Annotated in this window: 16 protein-coding genes and 1 pseudogene; 11 read left to right on the top strand and 6 right to left on the bottom strand. The window is 73.5% G+C overall.

The genetic code is table 11. The features are described from left to right. Positions 1-23 precede the first annotated feature (23 nt). On the top strand, positions 24-1,181 hold the full coding sequence (locus ACQP2F_RS23660) for a hypothetical protein (RefSeq protein WP_433290736.1): 1,158 nt from the start codon (positions 24-26) through the stop codon (positions 1,179-1,181). A 201-nt stretch (positions 1,182-1,382) separates the two neighbouring features. Beyond that, complete coding sequence (locus ACQP2F_RS23655) at positions 1,383-2,006, top strand: maleylpyruvate isomerase N-terminal domain-containing protein (protein ID WP_433290734.1); 624 nt, start codon at positions 1,383-1,385, stop codon at positions 2,004-2,006. 28 nt (positions 2,007-2,034) lie between these two features. On the opposite strand, the gene ACQP2F_RS23650 is transcribed toward ACQP2F_RS23655, so the two are convergent. Further along, complete coding sequence (locus tag ACQP2F_RS23650; protein ID WP_433290732.1) at positions 2,035-2,472, bottom strand: DUF4362 domain-containing protein; 438 nt, start codon at positions 2,470-2,472, stop codon at positions 2,035-2,037. A gap of 103 nt (positions 2,473-2,575) precedes the next feature. Then, positions 2,576-4,684 carry a glycogen debranching protein GlgX gene (glgX, locus tag ACQP2F_RS23645; RefSeq protein ID WP_433290730.1) on the bottom strand — a complete coding sequence of 703 codons (2,109 nt, stop codon included), beginning with the start codon at positions 4,682-4,684 and terminating at the stop codon, positions 2,576-2,578. A 182-nt stretch (positions 4,685-4,866) separates the two neighbouring features. On the opposite strand from glgX, the gene ACQP2F_RS23640 reads away from it, so the two are divergent. The 6 genes from ACQP2F_RS23640 to ACQP2F_RS23615 all read left to right on the top strand — a co-directional run bounded on the left by ACQP2F_RS23640 (position 4,867) and on the right by ACQP2F_RS23615 (position 10,159). After that, positions 4,867-5,697: a hypothetical protein gene (locus ACQP2F_RS23640; protein ID WP_433290728.1), complete on the top strand. Its 831-nt coding sequence runs from the start codon at positions 4,867-4,869 to the stop codon at positions 5,695-5,697. Beyond that, on the top strand, positions 5,670-6,275 hold the full coding sequence (locus ACQP2F_RS23635; RefSeq protein WP_433290725.1) for a YdeI/OmpD-associated family protein: 606 nt from the start codon (positions 5,670-5,672) through the stop codon (positions 6,273-6,275). The genes ACQP2F_RS23640 and ACQP2F_RS23635 overlap by 28 nt, the downstream gene beginning before the upstream one ends. Positions 6,276-6,352: 77 nt before the next feature. After that, positions 6,353-7,765 carry an MFS transporter gene (locus ACQP2F_RS23630; RefSeq protein ID WP_433290723.1) on the top strand — a complete coding sequence of 471 codons (1,413 nt, stop codon included), beginning with the start codon at positions 6,353-6,355 and terminating at the stop codon, positions 7,763-7,765. A 59-nt stretch (positions 7,766-7,824) separates the two neighbouring features. Further along, a complete protein-coding gene (locus tag ACQP2F_RS23625; RefSeq protein ID WP_433290721.1) occupies positions 7,825-8,919 on the top strand; it encodes a hypothetical protein in 1,095 nt (364 codons plus the stop codon). Continuing rightward, positions 8,916-9,692: a class I SAM-dependent methyltransferase gene (locus ACQP2F_RS23620; RefSeq protein ID WP_433290719.1), complete on the top strand. Its 777-nt coding sequence runs from the start codon at positions 8,916-8,918 to the stop codon at positions 9,690-9,692. Before ACQP2F_RS23625 ends, ACQP2F_RS23620 begins: the two co-directional genes overlap by 4 nt. Then, positions 9,686-10,159, top strand: coding sequence for an AAA family ATPase (locus ACQP2F_RS23615; protein ID WP_433290717.1), 474 nt, complete (start codon positions 9,686-9,688; stop codon positions 10,157-10,159). The genes ACQP2F_RS23620 and ACQP2F_RS23615 overlap by 7 nt, the downstream gene beginning before the upstream one ends. On the opposite strand, the gene ACQP2F_RS23610 is transcribed toward ACQP2F_RS23615, so the two are convergent. Next, a complete protein-coding gene (locus ACQP2F_RS23610; protein ID WP_433290715.1) occupies positions 10,141-11,391 on the bottom strand; it encodes an erythromycin esterase family protein in 1,251 nt (416 codons plus the stop codon). The two genes, ACQP2F_RS23615 and ACQP2F_RS23610, sit on opposite strands and share 19 nt — an antisense overlap. Positions 11,392-11,449: 58 nt before the next feature. On the opposite strand from ACQP2F_RS23610, the gene ACQP2F_RS23605 reads away from it, so the two are divergent. The 3 genes and pseudogenes from ACQP2F_RS23605 to ACQP2F_RS23595 all read left to right on the top strand — a co-directional run. Then, on the top strand, positions 11,450-12,139 hold the full coding sequence (locus ACQP2F_RS23605; protein ID WP_433290713.1) for an MOSC domain-containing protein: 690 nt from the start codon (positions 11,450-11,452) through the stop codon (positions 12,137-12,139). A gap of 76 nt (positions 12,140-12,215) precedes the next feature. After that, positions 12,216-12,821 (top strand): TetR/AcrR family transcriptional regulator, encoded by a 606-nt coding sequence (locus ACQP2F_RS23600; RefSeq protein ID WP_433290711.1) that lies wholly within the window; start codon positions 12,216-12,218, stop codon positions 12,819-12,821. A gap of 428 nt (positions 12,822-13,249) precedes the next feature. After that, positions 13,250-14,376: pseudogene (locus ACQP2F_RS23595) on the top strand (S1 RNA-binding domain-containing protein); the annotation flags it as partial. Here the strand turns inward: ACQP2F_RS23595 and ACQP2F_RS23590 are convergent. The 3 genes from ACQP2F_RS23590 to ACQP2F_RS23580 form a co-directional block, all read right to left on the bottom strand. After that, the gene (locus tag ACQP2F_RS23590; RefSeq protein ID WP_433290709.1) at positions 14,273-14,806 is read right to left on the bottom strand and encodes a dihydrofolate reductase family protein; all 534 of its coding nucleotides are present in this window, start codon (positions 14,804-14,806) and stop codon (positions 14,273-14,275) included. The pseudogene ACQP2F_RS23595 and the gene ACQP2F_RS23590 overlap by 104 nt on opposite strands. Continuing rightward, on the bottom strand, positions 14,803-16,671 hold the full coding sequence (locus ACQP2F_RS23585; RefSeq protein WP_433290707.1) for a SpoIIE family protein phosphatase: 1,869 nt from the start codon (positions 16,669-16,671) through the stop codon (positions 14,803-14,805). The genes ACQP2F_RS23590 and ACQP2F_RS23585 overlap by 4 nt, the downstream gene beginning before the upstream one ends. 133 nt (positions 16,672-16,804) lie before the next feature. After that, positions 16,805-17,119 carry a type II toxin-antitoxin system PemK/MazF family toxin gene (locus tag ACQP2F_RS23580; protein ID WP_433290705.1) on the bottom strand — a complete coding sequence of 105 codons (315 nt, stop codon included), beginning with the start codon at positions 17,117-17,119 and terminating at the stop codon, positions 16,805-16,807. Positions 17,120-17,127 lie beyond the last annotated feature (8 nt).

Raw genomic sequence — 17,127 nt, 5'->3', positions numbered from 1 at the left:
AGTACCGTGTTGAGGAGTCACCCATGTCGGACGGCGAGTTCCACGCCTACGTCGCCCTGCTGGCGTTCAGCGGGCTGCTGCTGTCGGTGCTGGCCGTGCGCGGATTCGGCCAGCGACCCTACTCACGCGTGCTCGACGGCATCTTCGCCGCCGGGTTCCTCGGCTACGCGGCGTACCTGATCGTCGCCGACCCGGAAACCGTCATGATCCTCTACTACGCGTTCGCCGCGCCCGTGTGGCTCCTCTGGCACATGTGGCGCGAGCGGACCCGGGAGCGGCGCAAGCGGTTCGCCGCCGGCATCACCACGCAGACGTACGCGCCGCCGCCCGCACCCACGCCGCTGACCCCCTTTCCCCCACCGCCGCCTCCGCTGGGGTCGCTGCCGCCCAGGGACGACCGGCCGGAGCATCAGCACCAGCGCACGTCGTACCAGCCGAAGCCGTCCGGCCTGCCGCCCGCCGCCGCCATCGAGCCGACCGCGCCGCCCGCCGCGCCCGAGCCGATGGGTGTGACGCCCGCTTCATCCGGTCCGTCGGTTTTGTCGGGGTCGTCCGCGCGGTCGGGGCCTTCGGCGTCCTCCGGGCCCTCTGGGGTGCCGTCCGGGCCCTCCCAGGCGCCGTCCGGGTTCGGGGCGCCGTCCGGGTCCGGGGCGCCATCCGGGTACCCGGCGCCGTCCGGGCCCTCCCAGGCGCCGTCCGGGCCCTCCCAGGCGCCGTCCGGGTTCGGAGCGCCGTCCGGGTCCGGGGCAACGCGGCCGTCCGGGCTGCCGGTCGCCGTGGCTGCCGACATGCCGGCGAGTCCGTCACCCGAGTCGCGGCCCGGGATGCCGTCGGGCCTGCCGGGCAGGGCCGAGCCGTGGCCGGCGGCCGCGGCGCCCGCTCCCCTCTCGCCGGCCGGCGGGGCGCCCGGAGCCCTTCCGCCGTCCGCCGGCCCGGAACCCGGTGCGCACCACCTGGCGCCGCCGTGGGCACGTAACGACCTCGACGATCCCGCACCCGCGCGGCACGCCGAGCAGGCCGGGCACGACACCCACGGGGAACGGACGGCCGTGCACGAGACCAGCACCCGGCTGCGGCAACCGGCATACCTCGGCGAGCCCACCCCGCGCGGCCGGCACCGGGCCGCCGACGACACGCCGCCCGCGGAGCCGCCGCCCGGAGACTGGCCGCCCCGCCACTGAGCGACCTCTCCCGCCGACGGACCAGCTCCGCTGGAGGGCCAACTCGGCCGGCGGCCCAACTCGGCCGGCGGCCCAACTCGGCCGGCGGCCCAACTCCGCCGGCGAGCCAACTCCGCCGGCGGACCAACTCCGCTGACCGACCGTCACCGCCGGCGGACCGGCGGGACTCCGCCGGCGGGCCGGGCATGGCAGATTGGCGGGATGGACTATCGCCGGACCTTCCGATCGGCCGCCGTCAGCTACGTCGACCTCGTCTCGCGCATCCCGGCCAAGCGCTGGGATCTGCCCGCGCTCGGCGACTGGACGCTGCGCGACCTGGCCGGCCACACCGTCAGCTCGGCGTTGCGCCAGGTGCCGGAGGTCCTCGGCACCCCGGCCGAGGAGGTCGCCGTCGGCACGGCGGAGGGCTTCTGGGCGTACGCGAAGAACGTGCCCGACGACATCCTGGCCGCCTACACGGCCGCGTCGGGGGCGGACGCGCACGCCACCGGCCTGCTGCTCGGCGCCGACCCCGCCGCGGTGGTGGGCGAGCTGGCCGGGCGGGCCACCCAGGCGCTGGCCGCGGCCGGCGACGACGACATCGTGGCGACCCCGATCGGCGGCATGCGGGCGCGCGAGTGGCTGCGCACCCGGACGTTCGAGCTCGTCGTGCACGGCATCGACACGGCGGCGGCCGGCGGCGTACCTCATGGGATCGCTCCGGAAGCGCTCGCCGAGGCAACCACCCTGGCCGCCCGGCTGGCCGTCGCCCTCGGTGACGGTGAGGCCCTGCTGCGCGCGCTGACCGGCCGCGGTGAGCTGCCGCCGAAGTACTCGATCGTCTGACCCGGTCGCCCCGCCCTCGGGCCTGGTGTCAGTCGCAGCCGGCGAACTCGATGCCGGCGTCGGTCACGGCCGGTGCCGAGCAGAGCTCGCGGGTGATGCGCTGGGGGCCGAACTGGTCCTGGCGGGTGTCCGTCACCACCTCGACCCGGCCGTCCGCCATCGCGCGATAGGTCATCGGGATCGGGTCGCCCTCGGTCGACGGCCGGGTCACCCGCAGGTAAGCCCCGCGGTTGTCGTTCGCGGCGCCGACCAGGCAGCGGGCCGCGTCGCGCGGGAACTCCTGGCCCTGGTCGAGCGTGAACGTCCCGCAGTCGGTGTCCGCGGGCGCGCCTGCGGACACCGCGCCTGCGGACACCGCGCCTGCCGGCGCGCCGGCCGTGGCCGCCGGGCCGGCCTGGGTCGTTCCACTGTGGGCGCAGCCGGCCAGCACGGCGACGGCGAAGATCAGGCGCACGGCACGCGTCATGGCAGTCGGACGCGCCCGGGCGCCCGCCCGTTCCCCCGGGATCCCGGTTTCCCCGCCGGGGTTCAGCGGTCGGGCTCCGGCCGCACGCCTCCGGCCGGGCGCTTCAGTACCGGCACCGCAAGACTTCGAGCGCGTGGCTGTGGACCTCGATCTGGCCGCCGGCGCGGACGGTCTTGCGACGGGTCGCCAGCAGCGGGTCGGCGGTGTTGACGACGACCTCCCACGTACGGCCGAACTCGCGCGGCGGAAGCGTGAAGGAGATGTTGTCGCCCAGGGGGTTGAACAGCAGCAGGAACGAGTCGTCGGTGATCTGCTCGCCCAGGGCGTCGCGTTCCGGAATGCCGTGGCCGTTGAGGAAGACCGTCATCGTCATGCCGCTGCTGGCGTTCCAGTCGGCCTCGGTCATCGGCTGGCCGTCGCGGCGCAACCAGGCGATGTCGGGCGTCTTGGTGTCGCCGGCCGGCTCGCCGGTGAAGAACCGGCGGCGGCGGAAGATCGGGTGCTCGGCGCGCAGCTTGGTGAGGCTGCGGACGAAACCGGTCAGCACGTCCTGGTTGCGGGCGTCCTCCCAGTCGACCCAGCTGAGCTCGTTGTCCTGGCAGTAGACGTTGTTGTTGCCCTGCTGGGTACGGCCCAGCTCGTCGCCGTGCGCGATCATCGGCACGCCCTGCGACAGGAGCAATGTGGCCAGGAAGTTGCGCTTCTGCCGTTCGCGCAGCGCCACGATGTCGGGGTCCTCGGTCGGACCCTCGACGCCGCAGTTCCAGGAGCGGTTGAAGCTCTCGCCGTCGCGGTTCTGCTCGCCGTTGGCCTCGTTGTGCTTCTCGTTGTACGAGACGAGGTCGTTCAGCGTGAAGCCGTCGTGCGCGGTCACGAAGTTGATGCTGGCCAGCGGCCGCCGGCCGTCCACCTCGTAGAGGTCGGAGCTGCCGGTGAAGCGGGACGCGAACTCGCCGAGGCTGGCCGGTTCGCCCCGCCAGAAGTCGCGTACCGAGTCGCGGTATTTGCCGTTCCACTCGGTCCACAGCGGCGGGAAGCCGCCGACCTGGTAGCCGCCGTCACCGACGTCCCAGGGCTCGGCGATCAGCTTCACCTGTGAGACCACCGGGTCCTGGTTGACCAGGTCGAAGAACGCGGCCAGCCGGTCCACCTCGTGGAACTCGCGGGCCAGCGCCGCGGCCAGGTCGAACCGGAACCCGTCGACGTGCATCTCGGTGACCCAGTAGCGCAGCGAGTCCATGATCAGCCGCAAGGACTCGTGGTGCCGCACGTTGAGGCTGTTCCCGGTGCCGGTGGTGTCGTAGTAGTACTGCCGGTCGGCGTCGACCAGCCGGTAGTAGGCGGGGTTGTCGATGCCCTTGAAGGACAGCGTCGGACCAAGGTGGTTGCCCTCGGCGGTGTGGTTGTAGACCACGTCGAGGATCACCTCGATGCCGGCCTGGTGCAGCGCCTTGACCATCGACTTGAACTCCTGCACCTGGCCGCCGTGCCCGCCGAAGGACGCGTAGTCGTTGTGCGGCGCGAAGAACCCGATGGTGTTGTAGCCCCAGTAGTTGGTCAGGCCGCGGTCGATGAGCGTCGAGTCGTGCACGAACTGGTGCACCGGCATCAGCTCGACCGCGGTCACGCCGAGCTTCTGGAAATGCTCGATCATCCGGGGGTGGGCGAGGCCGGAATAGGTGCCGCGCACGTCCTCGGGAATGCCCGGGTGCCGCATCGTGATGCCCTTGACGTGGGTCTCGTAGATGACGGTCTCCCAGAACGGGATCCGCAGCGGCCGGTCGTTCCCCCAGTCGAAGAACGGGTTCACCACGACGGACTTCTGCGCGAACGGCGCCGAGTCGGCCTCGTTGCGGGAGAGCGGGTCCCCGAACTGGTACGCGAAGAGCGCCTCGCTCCACTCGTTGCGGCCGTCGATGGCCTTCGCGTACGGGTCGAGCAGCAGCTTGCTGGGGTTGCACCGCAGTCCGCTGTGCGGGTCGTAGGGGCCGTGCACCCGGTAGCCGTACCGCTGACCGGGCACGACGCGCGGCAGGTAGCCGTGCCAGACCAGTGCCTCCCGTTCCGGCAGGTCGATGCGCGTCTCGGTGCCGTCGTCGTCGAACAGGCACAGCTCGACCCGCTCGGCCACCTCCGAGAACAACGCGAAATTCGTGCCGCCGCCGTCGTAGGTGGCGCCCAGCGGATAGGGATTGCCCGGCCAGATCTTCATGCCCGCACTGCTTCCCACAAGTCCCCCCACACAATCCAGGCTTGAGACCAGGCTTACACGGATCCGGTCTCCGGCTTCCATCGCGGGTGCGGTTGAAAGGCGGCTCACACGGCCGCCCGGGGCTGAGCGGACCCTGAGCCGCCCTCAGCCGTCTCCCAGGCGCCGCCGCCCAGACTGCCGGGGTGAGGCGCATCGCGGCGGCCGGGCTGACGGTCTACGGCCTCGTCCACGCGTGGTGGGCGGTGGCCGGCCCGCCACCCTTCGCGAACGGCGCCGAGTCGCTCTTCCCCGGAGACTGGCTGCCGGTGATCCTCGCCGCGGTCGCGCTGGTCGCTGTCGGCCGCACCGGGCGGCTGCCGCTCGCCGCCGCCGGCGCCGCCCTCGGTCTCTACTCGCTGCTGTTCCCGATGGTCGCCGTCTCCCTGGTCTTCGAGGGCGTGGCCACCGACAAGCTGACCAGCCTGTCCGCCACCGGCGCCGGCGTGGCGTGCGGCGTGCTCTGCCTGGTCGTCGCCCGCCGGCGCCCGCGCGGCCGCCTGGACGAGCGCCGGGCGTACCTCGGCGCCTGGGTCGCGGTGGCCGGCTACCTGATGTGCGTGGCACTGTGGCTGGTGGATCTCGCCGGTGGCACCGGGCCGGCCATGACCGCTTTGGTGGCGGCGACGTCGCCGGCCGGTACGGTGCTGCCGCTCGCGCTGGCCCGTCGGGGCCGGCCCGGGCGCGGTCGTCCCGTTCCCCGATGGCTCCTGCTGGGCCCCGCCTTCGTCGTGGGCGGCGGCCTGACCGCGTACTTCGGCATCGCGGGAATGATGGCCTGGGTCGCCGGCGACTTCGCCGGTCCGTTCCGGGCCCTGCTGCCGGAACTGGCCGGCGGCACGCTCTGGGGATCGGGGCTGCTGCTGGCGGCGGCTTCGTACCGCACGGTGACGCGCCCGGCGCCGAGCGAGGGCGACCGCGACCACGAGCCGTCGGCTAGCCTGCCGTCATGGCGAGCGCCGAGCTGGAGGAGCTGATCGTCGCCGACGCCGGTGCGCTGCGCGCCTGGTTGTCGGCCCACCACGCCACGTCGCCCGGCGTCTGGCTGGCCCTGACCAGGAAGGGCGGCACGGTCACCACGCTGACCTGGCAGCAGGCGGTCGACGAGGCCCTGTGCTTCGGCTGGATCGACGGGCAGGCCCGCAAGGGCGACCACGAGACCTCGTGGATCCGGTTCACCCCGCGACGCCCGCGCAGCGCCTGGTCCCGGCGCAACGTCGCGCACGTCGCCCGGCTGGAGGCCGAGGGCCGGATGCAGCCGGCCGGCCGCGCCGTGGTGGAGGCGGCCAAGGCGGACGGCCGATGGGACGCGGCCTACGCGCCGCCGTCCGAAGCCGAGGCGCCGGCCGACCTGCTCGCCGCGATCGCCGCCGTGCCGGCCGCCCAGGCGATGTTCGACGTGCTGACCAAGACCAACCGGTTCGCGCTGATCTACCGCGTCAACGCCGTCAAACGGGCCGAGACCCGGGAGCGGAAGATCGCCGAGTTCGTCGCCATGCTGGCCCGTCACGAGACGATCTACCCGCAGAAGGCCAAGCCCGCGAGCGCGTCGTGACCGGCGCGTCCCGGGTGTGACGCAGGCGCCGGGGCCGAAGACTGCATCATGCAGCATCGGCGGGGTAGAACTGACGGGTGCGCCGCCCGTATCTCGTCCTCGCCATCTGCTGCATGAGCCTGTTCATCGTGGGGCTGGACGCCACGATCATGAACATCGCGCTGCCCTCGCTGCGGGAGGACCTGGGCGCCTCGGTGTCCGGGCTCCAGTGGACCATCGACGCGTACACGCTGGTGCTGGCGAGTCTGCTGGTGCTGTCGGGGTCGACCGCCGACCGGGTCGGACGGCGGCGGACCTTCCAGACCGGGCTCGCGCTCTTCACCGCCGGGTCGCTGCTGTGCAGCCTGGCCCCGGGGCTGGGGTGGCTGATCGCCTTCCGGGCGGTGCAGGCCATCGGCGGCTCGATGCTCAACCCGGTGGCGATGTCGATCATCACGAACACGTTCACCGAGCCGCGCGAACGGGCCCGGGCGATCGGGGTCTGGGGCGCGGTGGTCGGGCTCAGCATGGCGCTCGGGCCGGTGGTCGGCGGCGCCCTGGTCGGGTCGCTCGGCTGGCGGTCCATCTTCTGGATCAACATCCCGGTCGGCATCGCGGCGTTCCTGCTGGCCCGGCGGTTCGTGCCGGAGTCACGGGCGCCGCGCCCGCGGCGGATCGACCCGGTCGGCCAGGTGCTGGTCTTCCTGGTGCTGGCGACCGTCACCTACGGGATCATCGAGGGGCCGGCGGCGGGCTGGGACTCGTACCGGATCTCCGGTTGTTTCGTGGTCGGCGCCCTCGCCCTGGTGACCCTGCTGCGCTACGAGCCGCGCCGCGAGGAACCGCTCATCGATCTGCGGTTCTTCCGCAGCGTCCCGTTCAGCGGCGCCACCCTCATCGCGGTCTCGGCGTTCGGCTCGCTCGCCGGGTTCCTGTTCCTGAACTCGATCTACCTGCAGGACGTACGCGGACTGTCGCCCCTGCATGCCGGCCTCTGGACCCTGCCGATGGCCGCCACCACAGTGATCGTCTCGCCGCTCTCGGGCCGGCTGGTCGGCGCGCGCGGCACCCGGCTGCCCCTGACGATCGCCGGGGTCGCGTTCATCGCCGGGATGCTGCCGATGACCCGGATCGGCGCGGACACCCCGCTCTGGCAGCTGAGCATCTGTTACGTGCTGTTCGGGGTCGGCTTCGCGATGGTCAACTCCCCGATCACCAACACCGCCGTCTCGGGGATGCCGCGCGAGCAGGCGGGCGTGGCGGCCGCGATCGCGTCGACGAGCCGGCAGGTGGGAGGCGCGCTGGGCGTGGCGGTGATCGGCGCGGCGGTGTCGTCGGCGACGAACGCGGACTTCGCGGTGGCGTCGCGGACCGGCTGGTGGATCATCACGGGGCTGGGGGTGGCGGTGCTGGTGCTGGGGCTGGTCACTACGGGGCGGTGGGCGCGCTCGACCACCGAGCGGGTGGCGGCGGCCATCGAGTCGCCGGCGCCGGCCGCGGTGGCCGGCTGACCGGCGAGCACGCCGGGAGGGGCCGACGGCGGCGAGCGCGCGGCGGCCACAATGGCTCGGTGACAATCAAGCGGGTGGTGGCGGTCGCGGTCGCGGCGGGGTTGCTCTTCCTCGGCGCGTACGCGGGATTTCTCGTCCACCGGTCACGGCATGTGGTCGCGCTGTTCAAGGGCGGGCCGTACCCGGTCGGCCGGGCCGAGCACGAGCTGGCCGACCGGTCGCGGACCGATGAGTTCGCGCCGCTCGGGGGCAACCCGCGGGTGCTGTCGGTGTGGCTCTGGTATCCGGCGGCGGCCGCGACCGGGAAGCCGTCGGCGTACGCGCCGGGGGCGTGGGCGGGGCTGCACAAGTTCGGGCCGGCCGAGACCGCGTTCGATCGGGTCGGCACCGGCACGTACGAGGACGCTCCGGTCGCGGCCGGGCGGTTCCCGGTCGTGGTGCTGCTGCCGGGGCTGGGCTTCGCGGCCCCGCAGTACAGCGCGCTCGCGGCCACGCTGGCCAGCCGCGGGTACATCGTGGCCGGAGTGACGCCGACCTACAGCGCCAACCTCACGGTGATCGGCGGCCATGCGGTGACGGCGTCGGCGGCCGGCGATCCGTCCGATCTCGACGGTCCGCGCGGCGATCGGTTGAACGCGGTCTGGGCGGCCGACGCGCGGTTCGCGGCCGGGCGGGTGGGGGTGCTGCTCGGGACGCACGCGGACGGCGGCCGGGTCGCCTATGTCGGGCACTCGTTCGGCGGGGCGGCGGCGATCACGGCCTGCCACGAGGACGCGGCCTGTGCGGGGGCGGCGGACCTGGACGGCACGCCCTACGGGCCGGTGGTCGGGACCGGGCTCGACCGGCCGTTGCTGATGCTGAGCTCGGAGCGGGACGGCGCCGACCAGGACGCGGCCTCGCGCACCCTGTTCGAGCACAGCGGGAGTGCGGCGTGGGCGTACACGATCCCGGGCGCCCGGCATTTCGACTTCACCGACTACGGCGCGTACTGGCTGGCGGCGCCGGTGCGGGCGGTGCTGCCGCTCGGCTCGCGACGGACGCTGCCGATCGCGTCGGAGTACCTGGCCGGGTTTCTCGAGGCGGCACTGCGCGGGCGGCCCTGGACGCCGCCGGTTGTCGACGGGGTGCGCGCGGCTGACATGCTGGTCCGATGAGTTCGATCATCAACGTCTTCGATCAGGCGTCCTCGACGTACGAGAACGTCGGCGTCGGCTTCTTCGGCCCGATCGCCGCCGAGCTGGTGTCGGCGGTGGCGCCCGGGCGCGGGTGGCGGGCGCTGGACGCCGGCTGCGGCACCGGTGCGGTGCTGCTGCGGGTGGCCGAGGCGGTCGGGCCCGAGGGCCGGGTGACCGGGATCGATCTCGCGCCGGGGATGGTCGCGCGGGCCCGGGCGGCGGCGACCGGGCTCGACAACGTCACGGTGACCACCGGCGACGCGCAGGCGCCCGGCTTTCCGGACGGCTCGTTCGACCTGATCACGTCGGGGCTCGTGCTGTTCTTCCTGCCCGACCCGCCGGCGGCGCTCCGCTCGTACGGGCGCCTCCTGAAGCGCGGGGGCCGCCTCGGGGTGAGCAGCTTCGCCCAGCATGACCCGCGCTATCCGCAGGCCATGAAGATCATCGCGCGGTTCGCCGACGCGCCGCCGCCCCCGCGGAAGCTGCACCCGATCTTCGAGTCGGCCGGCAGCCTGCGGACCGCGGTGCTGGAGGCCGGGTTCACGACGGTGTCGGTGCGGGATGTGGAGGTCGCGAGCTCGTTCCGGGACGTGGCGCACCTCTACGAGTGGATCGGCTCGCACGGTGGCCGGCAGCTGGTGTCGAGGGTGCCGCAGCAGCGGCGGGCGGCGGCGATCGCGGCGATGGCGACCGAGATGCCGGAGCCGCTCGACCTCACCACCCGGATCCGGATCACCGTCGCCGAATGCTGATCATCGTGAGCGGGGCGCCGGGCACCGGGAAGAGCACCCTGGCGCACGCGCTCGGCCGGGCGATCGGCTGTCCGGTGATCAGCCGCGACGAGATCCGGGAGGGCCTCGTCCACGCCGGCACGCCCGACGACCACTACATGGCCACACTCCGGATATTTCGGGAAATGGTGCAGAGACTGGTCGGCGAGGGCGTCACGGTCGTTGCGGAGGCGGCGTTCCAGGACCGCAACTGGCGCCCACTGCTCGGCCTCGGCGAGACCCGGATCATCCGCTGCGTGACGGCGGCCGGCCTGGCTCGGGAGCGGGTGGTGATCCGGGCCGCGCACCCGGGCACGCCGATGAGCGTGGACGAGTGGGTGCCGATCGACGCACCCCATCCGACGCTGATCGTCGACACCACCGACGGCTACTTCCCCACGATGCCGGAGATCGTCGCGTTCGCGGCCGGTCACACGCCGCTGGGATAGGTCTCCGGCTCGCGGGCGTCGACGTGCACCGGATGCAGCGGCCGCAGCGCGCTGGTCTCGTCGATCCAGAGGAACGCGTCGTAGCGATCCCCCAGCACCGACGGCACGTAGTTGGCCCAGTTGTCCCGCTCGGGCCGGTAGACCACGCCGATCGCCCGGTGGTGCACCTCGTCGCGGAGCAGGCCGGGCCGGTCGTCCCCGGGCGGGAAGACGAACAGGGCGCGCTCGGGGGCCTCGGCGTGCAGGATGTCCTCGAGCGAGCCGGGCCGGGCCGGCGGCACGCCCAGCACCTGCATCGGGGCGCCCCACGCGCGCCCGGCGATCACGGTGCCGCGGTGCGAGCCGAGGCCGACCAGCACGACCCGGTCGTCGCCGTAGCGGGCCCGGGCCAGCTCGCCCAGGGTGACCTCGCCGTGCCGGGACTGGTCGGTGGCCCGGGCGTCGCCCACGTGCGTGTTGTGCGCCCAGACGACGGCCCGGGCGCCGGGACCGTACCGGGCGAGGAGCCGGGCCAGGGTGGCGTCCATGTGGCAGTCGCGGACGTTCCACGCGCGCGGGCCGCCCTCGATCATCGCCCGGTAGTACTGCTCGGCGCCGGCCACGACCTCGGCGTTCTGCGCCACCGCGAAGTCCCGGCCGCGCAGCTCGGCCAGCATCCGGACGACCTCGTCCGCGCAGCTGTGCGGGACGAAGCGGGTGGCCCACGCGTACGACTGGGGATCCTCGGCGTACGGCTCGAAGCAGTGATAGGCGCTCAGCGCGACCGGCACCGCGTCCGGGTCGTGCTCGCGCAGCCAGACCAGGATCTCGCGCATCGACTCCCACAGCGAGTAGACGTCGAGCCCGTGGAAGCCCACGTCGGCGCCGGTCCGGGCGTTGTGGGCACGCAGCCACCCGGCGAAGTCGACGGTCTCCTCGTTCGCCCACATCCAGGTCGGCCACCGGTCGTACGCCGTCAGCGCGGCCCGCGGCGCCGGACCGCCCCGGACGCTGGCCGCCACCCGCTCGCAGTCCGGCCAGTCGCCCTCGACCGCCACGAAGGAGAAGCCGCGCTCCTCGATCAGCCGCCGGGTCAGGGCCGCCCGCCAGGTGTAGTACTCGTGCGTGCCGTGGCTGGCCTCGCCGATCAGCACGACCCGCGCGCGGTCCGCCCGGTCGAGCAGCACGTCCAGGTCGCCCGGGTCGCGCAGGGGCCGGGCGATCCCCGCCACCTCATCGCCGTACCGGTGCATGACCTGCGGTTACCCGCCGGGTCGGCACCCATACGTCCGACCTCATACAGTGATCGGCGTGAGGCTCGCCGAGATTCGCCGCTACCCGGTCAAGTCCCTGCTCGGCGAGGAGCTCCCGGCGGCGGCGGTGGGCTGGCGCGGGATGGACGGCGACCGGCTCTGGGCGGTGCGCGACGCCGACGGGAAGTTCGGCAGCGGCAAGAACACCCGGCGGTTCCGGCGCATGGCCGGGCTCTTCGACCTGCGGGCGTACGGGGACGGGGACGTCCCGTCGGTGACCATGGCCGACGGCCGCACGTTCCGCGCCGACGACCCGGCGGCCTTCGAGGCGGTGAGCGCCCACCTCGGCCGCTCGGTCACGCTCGCACGCGAGGACACCGTCCCGCACCACGACGAGGGCCCGGTCAGCGTGATCACCACGGCCGGGCTGCGCGCGCTGAGCCGGCTGGCCGGCAGGCCGGTGGAGGCGACCCGCTTCCGGGCCAACCTGCTGATCGACGTGCCCGGCACCGGCTTCCCCGAGGACGCCTGGGTGGGCCGCCCGCTGCGGATCGGCCCGTCGGTGATCCTGCGGCCGCAGCGGCCGCTCACCCGCTGCGTGATGGTGGACATGGCACAGGACGGGCTGCCGGCCCGGGACGACCTGCTCAAACGGCTGGCCGAGGCGCACGACCTGACGTTCGGGCTGTGGGCGACGGTGCTGCATCCGGGCACGGTCGGCGCCGGCGACGAGTGCGCGCTCGTCTGAAGCCGCTTCCCGGAAGATGAACTTCATGTCATAGTCGTTACTTGCCAGTAACGTCGGTCACGCCGAGGAGGCCGCGGTGCTCTACGGTGTTCAGCCGGCCCGCCGCCGGGACGCGCAGCGCAACCGCTCGGCGATCCTCGAGGCCGCGTGCGAGGTGATGACGACCCAGCAGCCGACGGTCGGCATGCCGGAGATCGCCCGCCGGGCCGGGATCGGGCAGGCCACCCTCTACCGCCACTTCCCCGACCGGTCGGCGCTGGCCGGCGGGGTGGTCGCGTACCTGATCGAGCGGCTCGAGCGCTGCGTGGCGGCCGGGCGGGAGCAGCCGGCGACGTTCCGGACGGCGCTCGACGAGATCCTGCGGGCCCAGGTGACGATGCGGCCGCTCGTGCTGCTGACCCGCCGGCTCGACGCGCCGACCCGCGGGCGCTATCTGCGGCGGATCATCGCGGTTCTGGCCGAGCCGCTGCGGCGGGCGCAGGACCTGGGGCACGTACGCGCGGACCTCGTCCCGGGCGATCTCCTGCTGCTCTTCGGCATGGTCGAGGGCGTCGTCGAGGGGGCGGCCGATGCTAACGAGGCCGTAACGCTCGCGGTCCGGTCGATCGATCTGGCCCTGGATGGAGTTTTCCGGCCGATTTCGCAGCCTTCCGAGGCGAGGCTGCGGATTGGTAGGCTCTGATGTTCGACGAATAAGGTGGAATGTCGATGAGCTCGCCTGAGACCGCTGTCCCTTCTACTGAGCCCACCGCTGTTCCCGAGGCGCCGCCTCCCGCACCTCCCGCCGCGGAGATCGTTCCGCCGCCGGCGGGCGTCGCTGTGCCGGAAAACGGCGCCGCCGGTGAGCGCGTGGACGGTGAGCCCGCGGACGTCGGTGAGCCCGCGGACGTCGGTGAGCCCGCGGCTGACGACGTGCCGGCGGCCGTTGACGCGGTCGCGAGTGCGTCACCGCCCGCGGAGGACGCTGCTCCCGCGGGCGAGGACGGCCTTGCGCCTGCACCCGCGGCGGATGCTGCGCCTGCACCCGCGGACGGCGCCGCACCGGCTCCCGCGGACGGCGCCGCGCCGGCTCCCGCGGCCCCTGCGCCGGCGCCCGCGGTCGATCCGGCGCAGGCCAAGCGCGAGCAGGCCTGGGCCGCCATCGAGGCGACCAAGCAGGAAGACGGCTTCGTCCGCGGCCCGGTCACCGAGGCGGTCAAGGGCGGCCTCATCCTCGACATCGGCGTGCGCGGCTTCCTGCCCGCCTCGCTGGTCGAGATGCGCCGCGTGCGCGACCTCCAGCCGTACGTCGGCCGGGTCCTCGATGCGAAGATCATCGAGCTCGACAAGGCCCGCAACAACGTGGTCCTCTCCCGGCGGGCCTGGCTCGAGCAGCAGGGGCCGGTCAACCGCGGCGAGCTGCTGTCGAAGATCCAGAAGGGGCAGGTGCGCCGGGGCGTCATCTCCAGCGTGGTCAACTTCGGCGCGTTCGTCGACCTCGGCGGGGTCGACGGGCTGGTGCACGTCTCGGAGCTGTCCTGGCGGCACATCGACCACCCGTCCGACGTCGTGCACGTGGGCCAGGAGGTCGAGGTCGAGGTGCTCGACATCGACCAGGCCCGCAAGCGGATCTCGCTGTCGCTCAAGGCGACCCAGGAGGATCCGTGGCGGCAGTTCGCGCGCGTCCACCAGATCGGCCAGATCGTCCCGGGCACGGTGACCAAGCTGGTGCCGTTCGGCGCCTTCGTCCGGGTCAGCGACGGCATCGAGGGCCTCGTGCACATCTCGGAGCTGGGCGAGGGCCACGTCGAGCTGCCCGAGCAGATCGTGCAGAACGGCGCCGAGGTGCTCGTGAAGATCATCGACATCGACCTCGAGCGGCGGCGGATCTCGCTGTCGCTGCGCCAGGCCAACGAGACCTACGTCGAGGGCGAGGAGCACTTCGACCCCACCGTGTACGGCATGGCGGCCGCCTACGACAACGACGGCAACTACATCTACCCCGAGGGCTTCGACCCCGAGACCGGTGAGTGGCTGGAGGGCTTCGAGGCGCAGCGGGACGCGTGGGAGAGCCAGTACGCCCAGGCCCACGACCGCTGGGAGGCGCACGGCCGGCAGGTCCTGGCCAGCCGCGCCGCCGGCCACTGAGGGGCGCTACCGAAGGACGCGGTAGCCGAGCAGCAGCGAGCCGGTCGGCGAGGTCGCGGCGCGCGTCGACGCCAGCCGGGTCGCCGGCAGGTCGTCGAGCAGTCGCCGCCCCCGGCCGGCGATCCGCGGCGTCACCACCAGCTTGAGCTCGTCGACCACGCCGGCGGCGAGCAGGACGCGGGCGACCGAGATGCTGGCGTGCACGCCGATGTCGCCGCCGGGCCGCTCCTTCAGCGCCCGGACGAACGGGACCAGCTCCCCCTCGATCGCCGTCGCTTTGGCCCAGTCGCGGTCCAGCGGGGTCGAGGTCGCCACGTACTTCGGAACGTCATTGATGAAGGACGCGAACGGCTGCATGTCGCTGCCGGGCCAGAACCGCGCCCACTCGGTGTAGCTGCGCCGGCCGAGAACGACCGCCTCCTGGGTCGCGATCACCGCGGCGAGGTCGGCCTCCATCGCGTCGTCCCAGTCGAGGACGAAGCTGTCCGGGTCCTCGGCCACGCCGTCCAGCGACAGCAGCTCGTAGACGACGACCTTCATCGGGCCGTGCGCCGGCCGCGGAGGTGGCGCCGCAGGTCGCGGGTCTCGCCGGTGACCGGGCGGGCGGCCAGGATGCAGGTGTCGTCGTCGGGGTTGGCGCGGCGCAGGCGGGCCAGCAGCTGGGCCAGCGGCTGCTCGGGCGACGCCGCGACCGCCTCGTCGACCGTGCGCATCACCTGGGCCAGGCCGTCGTCGAGGCCGCGGCGGCGGTGCTCGACCAAGCCGTCGGTGTAGAGCAGCAGCACGTCGCCGGGGTGGAAGCCCATCCGGGCCGTGGGATAGACCGCGTCGTCGACCACGCCCAGGATCGGGCCCGGCGGGCGCTCCAGCGGCATCGTGCGGCCGCCCCGGTTGAGCAGCGGCGGCGGGTGGCCGGCCTGGGCCCAGGTGATCTCCTGGCGGGCCGGGTCGAAGCGGGCCACCACGGCGGTGGCCGACAGCTCCGGGTTGTCCCGCTCGAGGTCGCAGGTCAGGCGGTTGAGCTGGCCGAGCAGCACGCCGGGGTCGCTGGTGGTGACGGCCAGCGCGCGCAGGGCGTGCCGCAGCTGGGCCATCGTGGTCGCGGCGGGCGTGCCGTGCCCGGCCACATCGCCGACCGCCAGCAGCACCGTGCCGTCGCGCAGCTGGGTCGCCTGGTACCAGTCGCCGCCGACCAGGCTCTCCTGGCCGGCCGGCAGGTAGCGCAGCGCCACCTTCACGCCGGGCAGCTCGATCGGGCCCTCCGGCACCGGCTGGATGATCCGCTGCAGGTGCCCGGCCAGCTCGTGCTCGTCGGCCAGCTGCCGCTCGACCTCGGCCAGACGGCGGGCGTCGTTCTCCCGGTCGGTCACGTCCTGCACGATGCCGTAGACGCGCAGCGGCCGGCCGGACGCGTCGCGGACCGCCTCGGCGACCGTGCGCAGGTGCTTGACCCGGCTGCCGATGCGGACCCGGGTGGTGACGTCGACCCGGGTTTCGCGGTCGAACGCCTCCAGCGCCTCGAGGACCAGCGGCGCGTCGTCGGGGACGGTCAGCGCGTCCGACTCGGCGCGGCTCATCGGGCCCAGCCGGGGGTCGCGGTCGAAGATCCGGTACAGGTGCTCGGACCAGAAGACGTCGCCGGTGACCAGGTCCCACTCGCCCCAGCCGAGGTTCCCGAGCCGCTCGGTGCCGGCCATCCGCCCGGCCTCGCGGCCGGTGCCGTCGTGCCGGGTCCAGTGCAGCAGCAGGCCGACGCCGAGCCGGTGGGCGCGAATCGTGTAGCGCCCGTCGCCGTAGCGGAACGGGCCGATCGCGGCCGGGCTGCCGGTGTCGAGGACGTCCTGGTAGATGTCCCACCGGCCGCTGGCCGCCGAGCCCGGGAGCTGGACGCTGACCCGCCGGCCGACGAGCCGGGCGCCGCGGCTGCCGTCGGGTGTGCACGCCTCGGGGGTGGCCGCCTGCCAGATCAGGTCGACGATGCGGCCGCCATGGTCGCGCTCGGCCACCAGGTAGCCGCACATGCCGGGGGTGACGTCGAGGACGCGCTGGACGACCGCGAGCCAGGGCTCGAAGCGGCGGGCCGGGGCGACCGGCACGGCGGCCACCGGCGCGGTCAGCACGTCGAGCCGGGGCACGTCGCTGGACTCGGCGACATCCAGGGCGCGGACCAGGCCGTGCGCCACCTCGAGCACGTCGCGCTGCTGGTCGGCGGCCATCCGCAGCAGGTGGCGGCGCGCCTCGGCGAGCCGGCAGCGGGCCCGGCCGGCGAGCAGGCCGACCGCACGCTCCACGGTGGCCCGGTCGGTCTCGGAGCGCTCCACGGTGGCCCGATCGGTCTCGGATGCCAGCGGTGGACGGACGGACGGCCGCAGACTGCCGACGGCTTCCGCGTATGCCCCAGCCACCGAGCCCTCCTGCCTGCCGTCCGACGTTTACGGCCTCCTGCTTACGGCACCGGAACCAAGACCGTCATCCCCCGTTCATCCGGGTCGGTCCTCGACCTGCGGCGCGACGTCGCACCAATCACCCGAAGGGTCCTCAGATTTCGAACAGCTGCCGCATGGCCTCGGTCAAACGGACCATGCTCTGCCCGGTGACCATGCCGATCCGCTCCGCGCCGATCGACGCGGGAAGGCGGCGCATGCGGTTGACGACCACGACCCCGGTGATCGGATCCTGCTCGGTGAGGGCCACCGCGTACGGTGGAAGCTCGGTCGCCCCGCGCTGGCGGACGATCGGCGCGCAGAAGGGCGCCGCGTTCTTCCGTTCGTTGTAGCTGTCGCCGGAGAGCACGAGAACGCGGTAGCGAAGATCGGTGCGGCTGCCGATGGTCCAGATCTCGCCACGCCTCATCGCATCAC

This window comes from Actinoplanes sp. CA-030573 (assembly GCF_050951115.1).
Lineage (GTDB): Bacteria > Actinomycetota > Actinomycetes > Mycobacteriales > Micromonosporaceae > Actinoplanes.
Note: the sequence above shows the minus strand (reverse complement) of the source record. Positions and strands in the feature narration are given on the sequence as shown.

Bases quoted from the DNA above. Each gene is read 5' to 3' on its own strand.
- ACQP2F_RS23660 (WP_433290736.1), top strand. From the start codon at position 24: ATGTCGGACGGCGAGTTCCACGCCTACGTCGCCCTGCTGGCGTTCAGC.
- ACQP2F_RS23655 (WP_433290734.1), top strand. From the start codon at position 1,383: ATGGACTATCGCCGGACCTTCCGATCGGCCGCCGTCAGCTACGTCGAC.
- ACQP2F_RS23650 (WP_433290732.1), bottom strand. From the start codon at position 2,472: ATGACGCGTGCCGTGCGCCTGATCTTCGCCGTCGCCGTGCTGGCCGGC.
- glgX (WP_433290730.1), bottom strand. From the start codon at position 4,684: ATGAAGATCTGGCCGGGCAATCCCTATCCGCTGGGCGCCACCTACGAC.
- ACQP2F_RS23635 (WP_433290725.1), top strand. From the start codon at position 5,670: ATGGCGAGCGCCGAGCTGGAGGAGCTGATCGTCGCCGACGCCGGTGCG.
- ACQP2F_RS23620 (WP_433290719.1), top strand. From the start codon at position 8,916: ATGAGTTCGATCATCAACGTCTTCGATCAGGCGTCCTCGACGTACGAG.
- ACQP2F_RS23615 (WP_433290717.1), top strand. From the start codon at position 9,686: ATGCTGATCATCGTGAGCGGGGCGCCGGGCACCGGGAAGAGCACCCTG.
- ACQP2F_RS23610 (WP_433290715.1), bottom strand. From the start codon at position 11,391: ATGCACCGGTACGGCGATGAGGTGGCGGGGATCGCCCGGCCCCTGCGC.
- ACQP2F_RS23590 (WP_433290709.1), bottom strand. From the start codon at position 14,806: ATGAAGGTCGTCGTCTACGAGCTGCTGTCGCTGGACGGCGTGGCCGAG.
- ACQP2F_RS23580 (WP_433290705.1), bottom strand. From the start codon at position 17,119: ATGAGGCGTGGCGAGATCTGGACCATCGGCAGCCGCACCGATCTTCGC.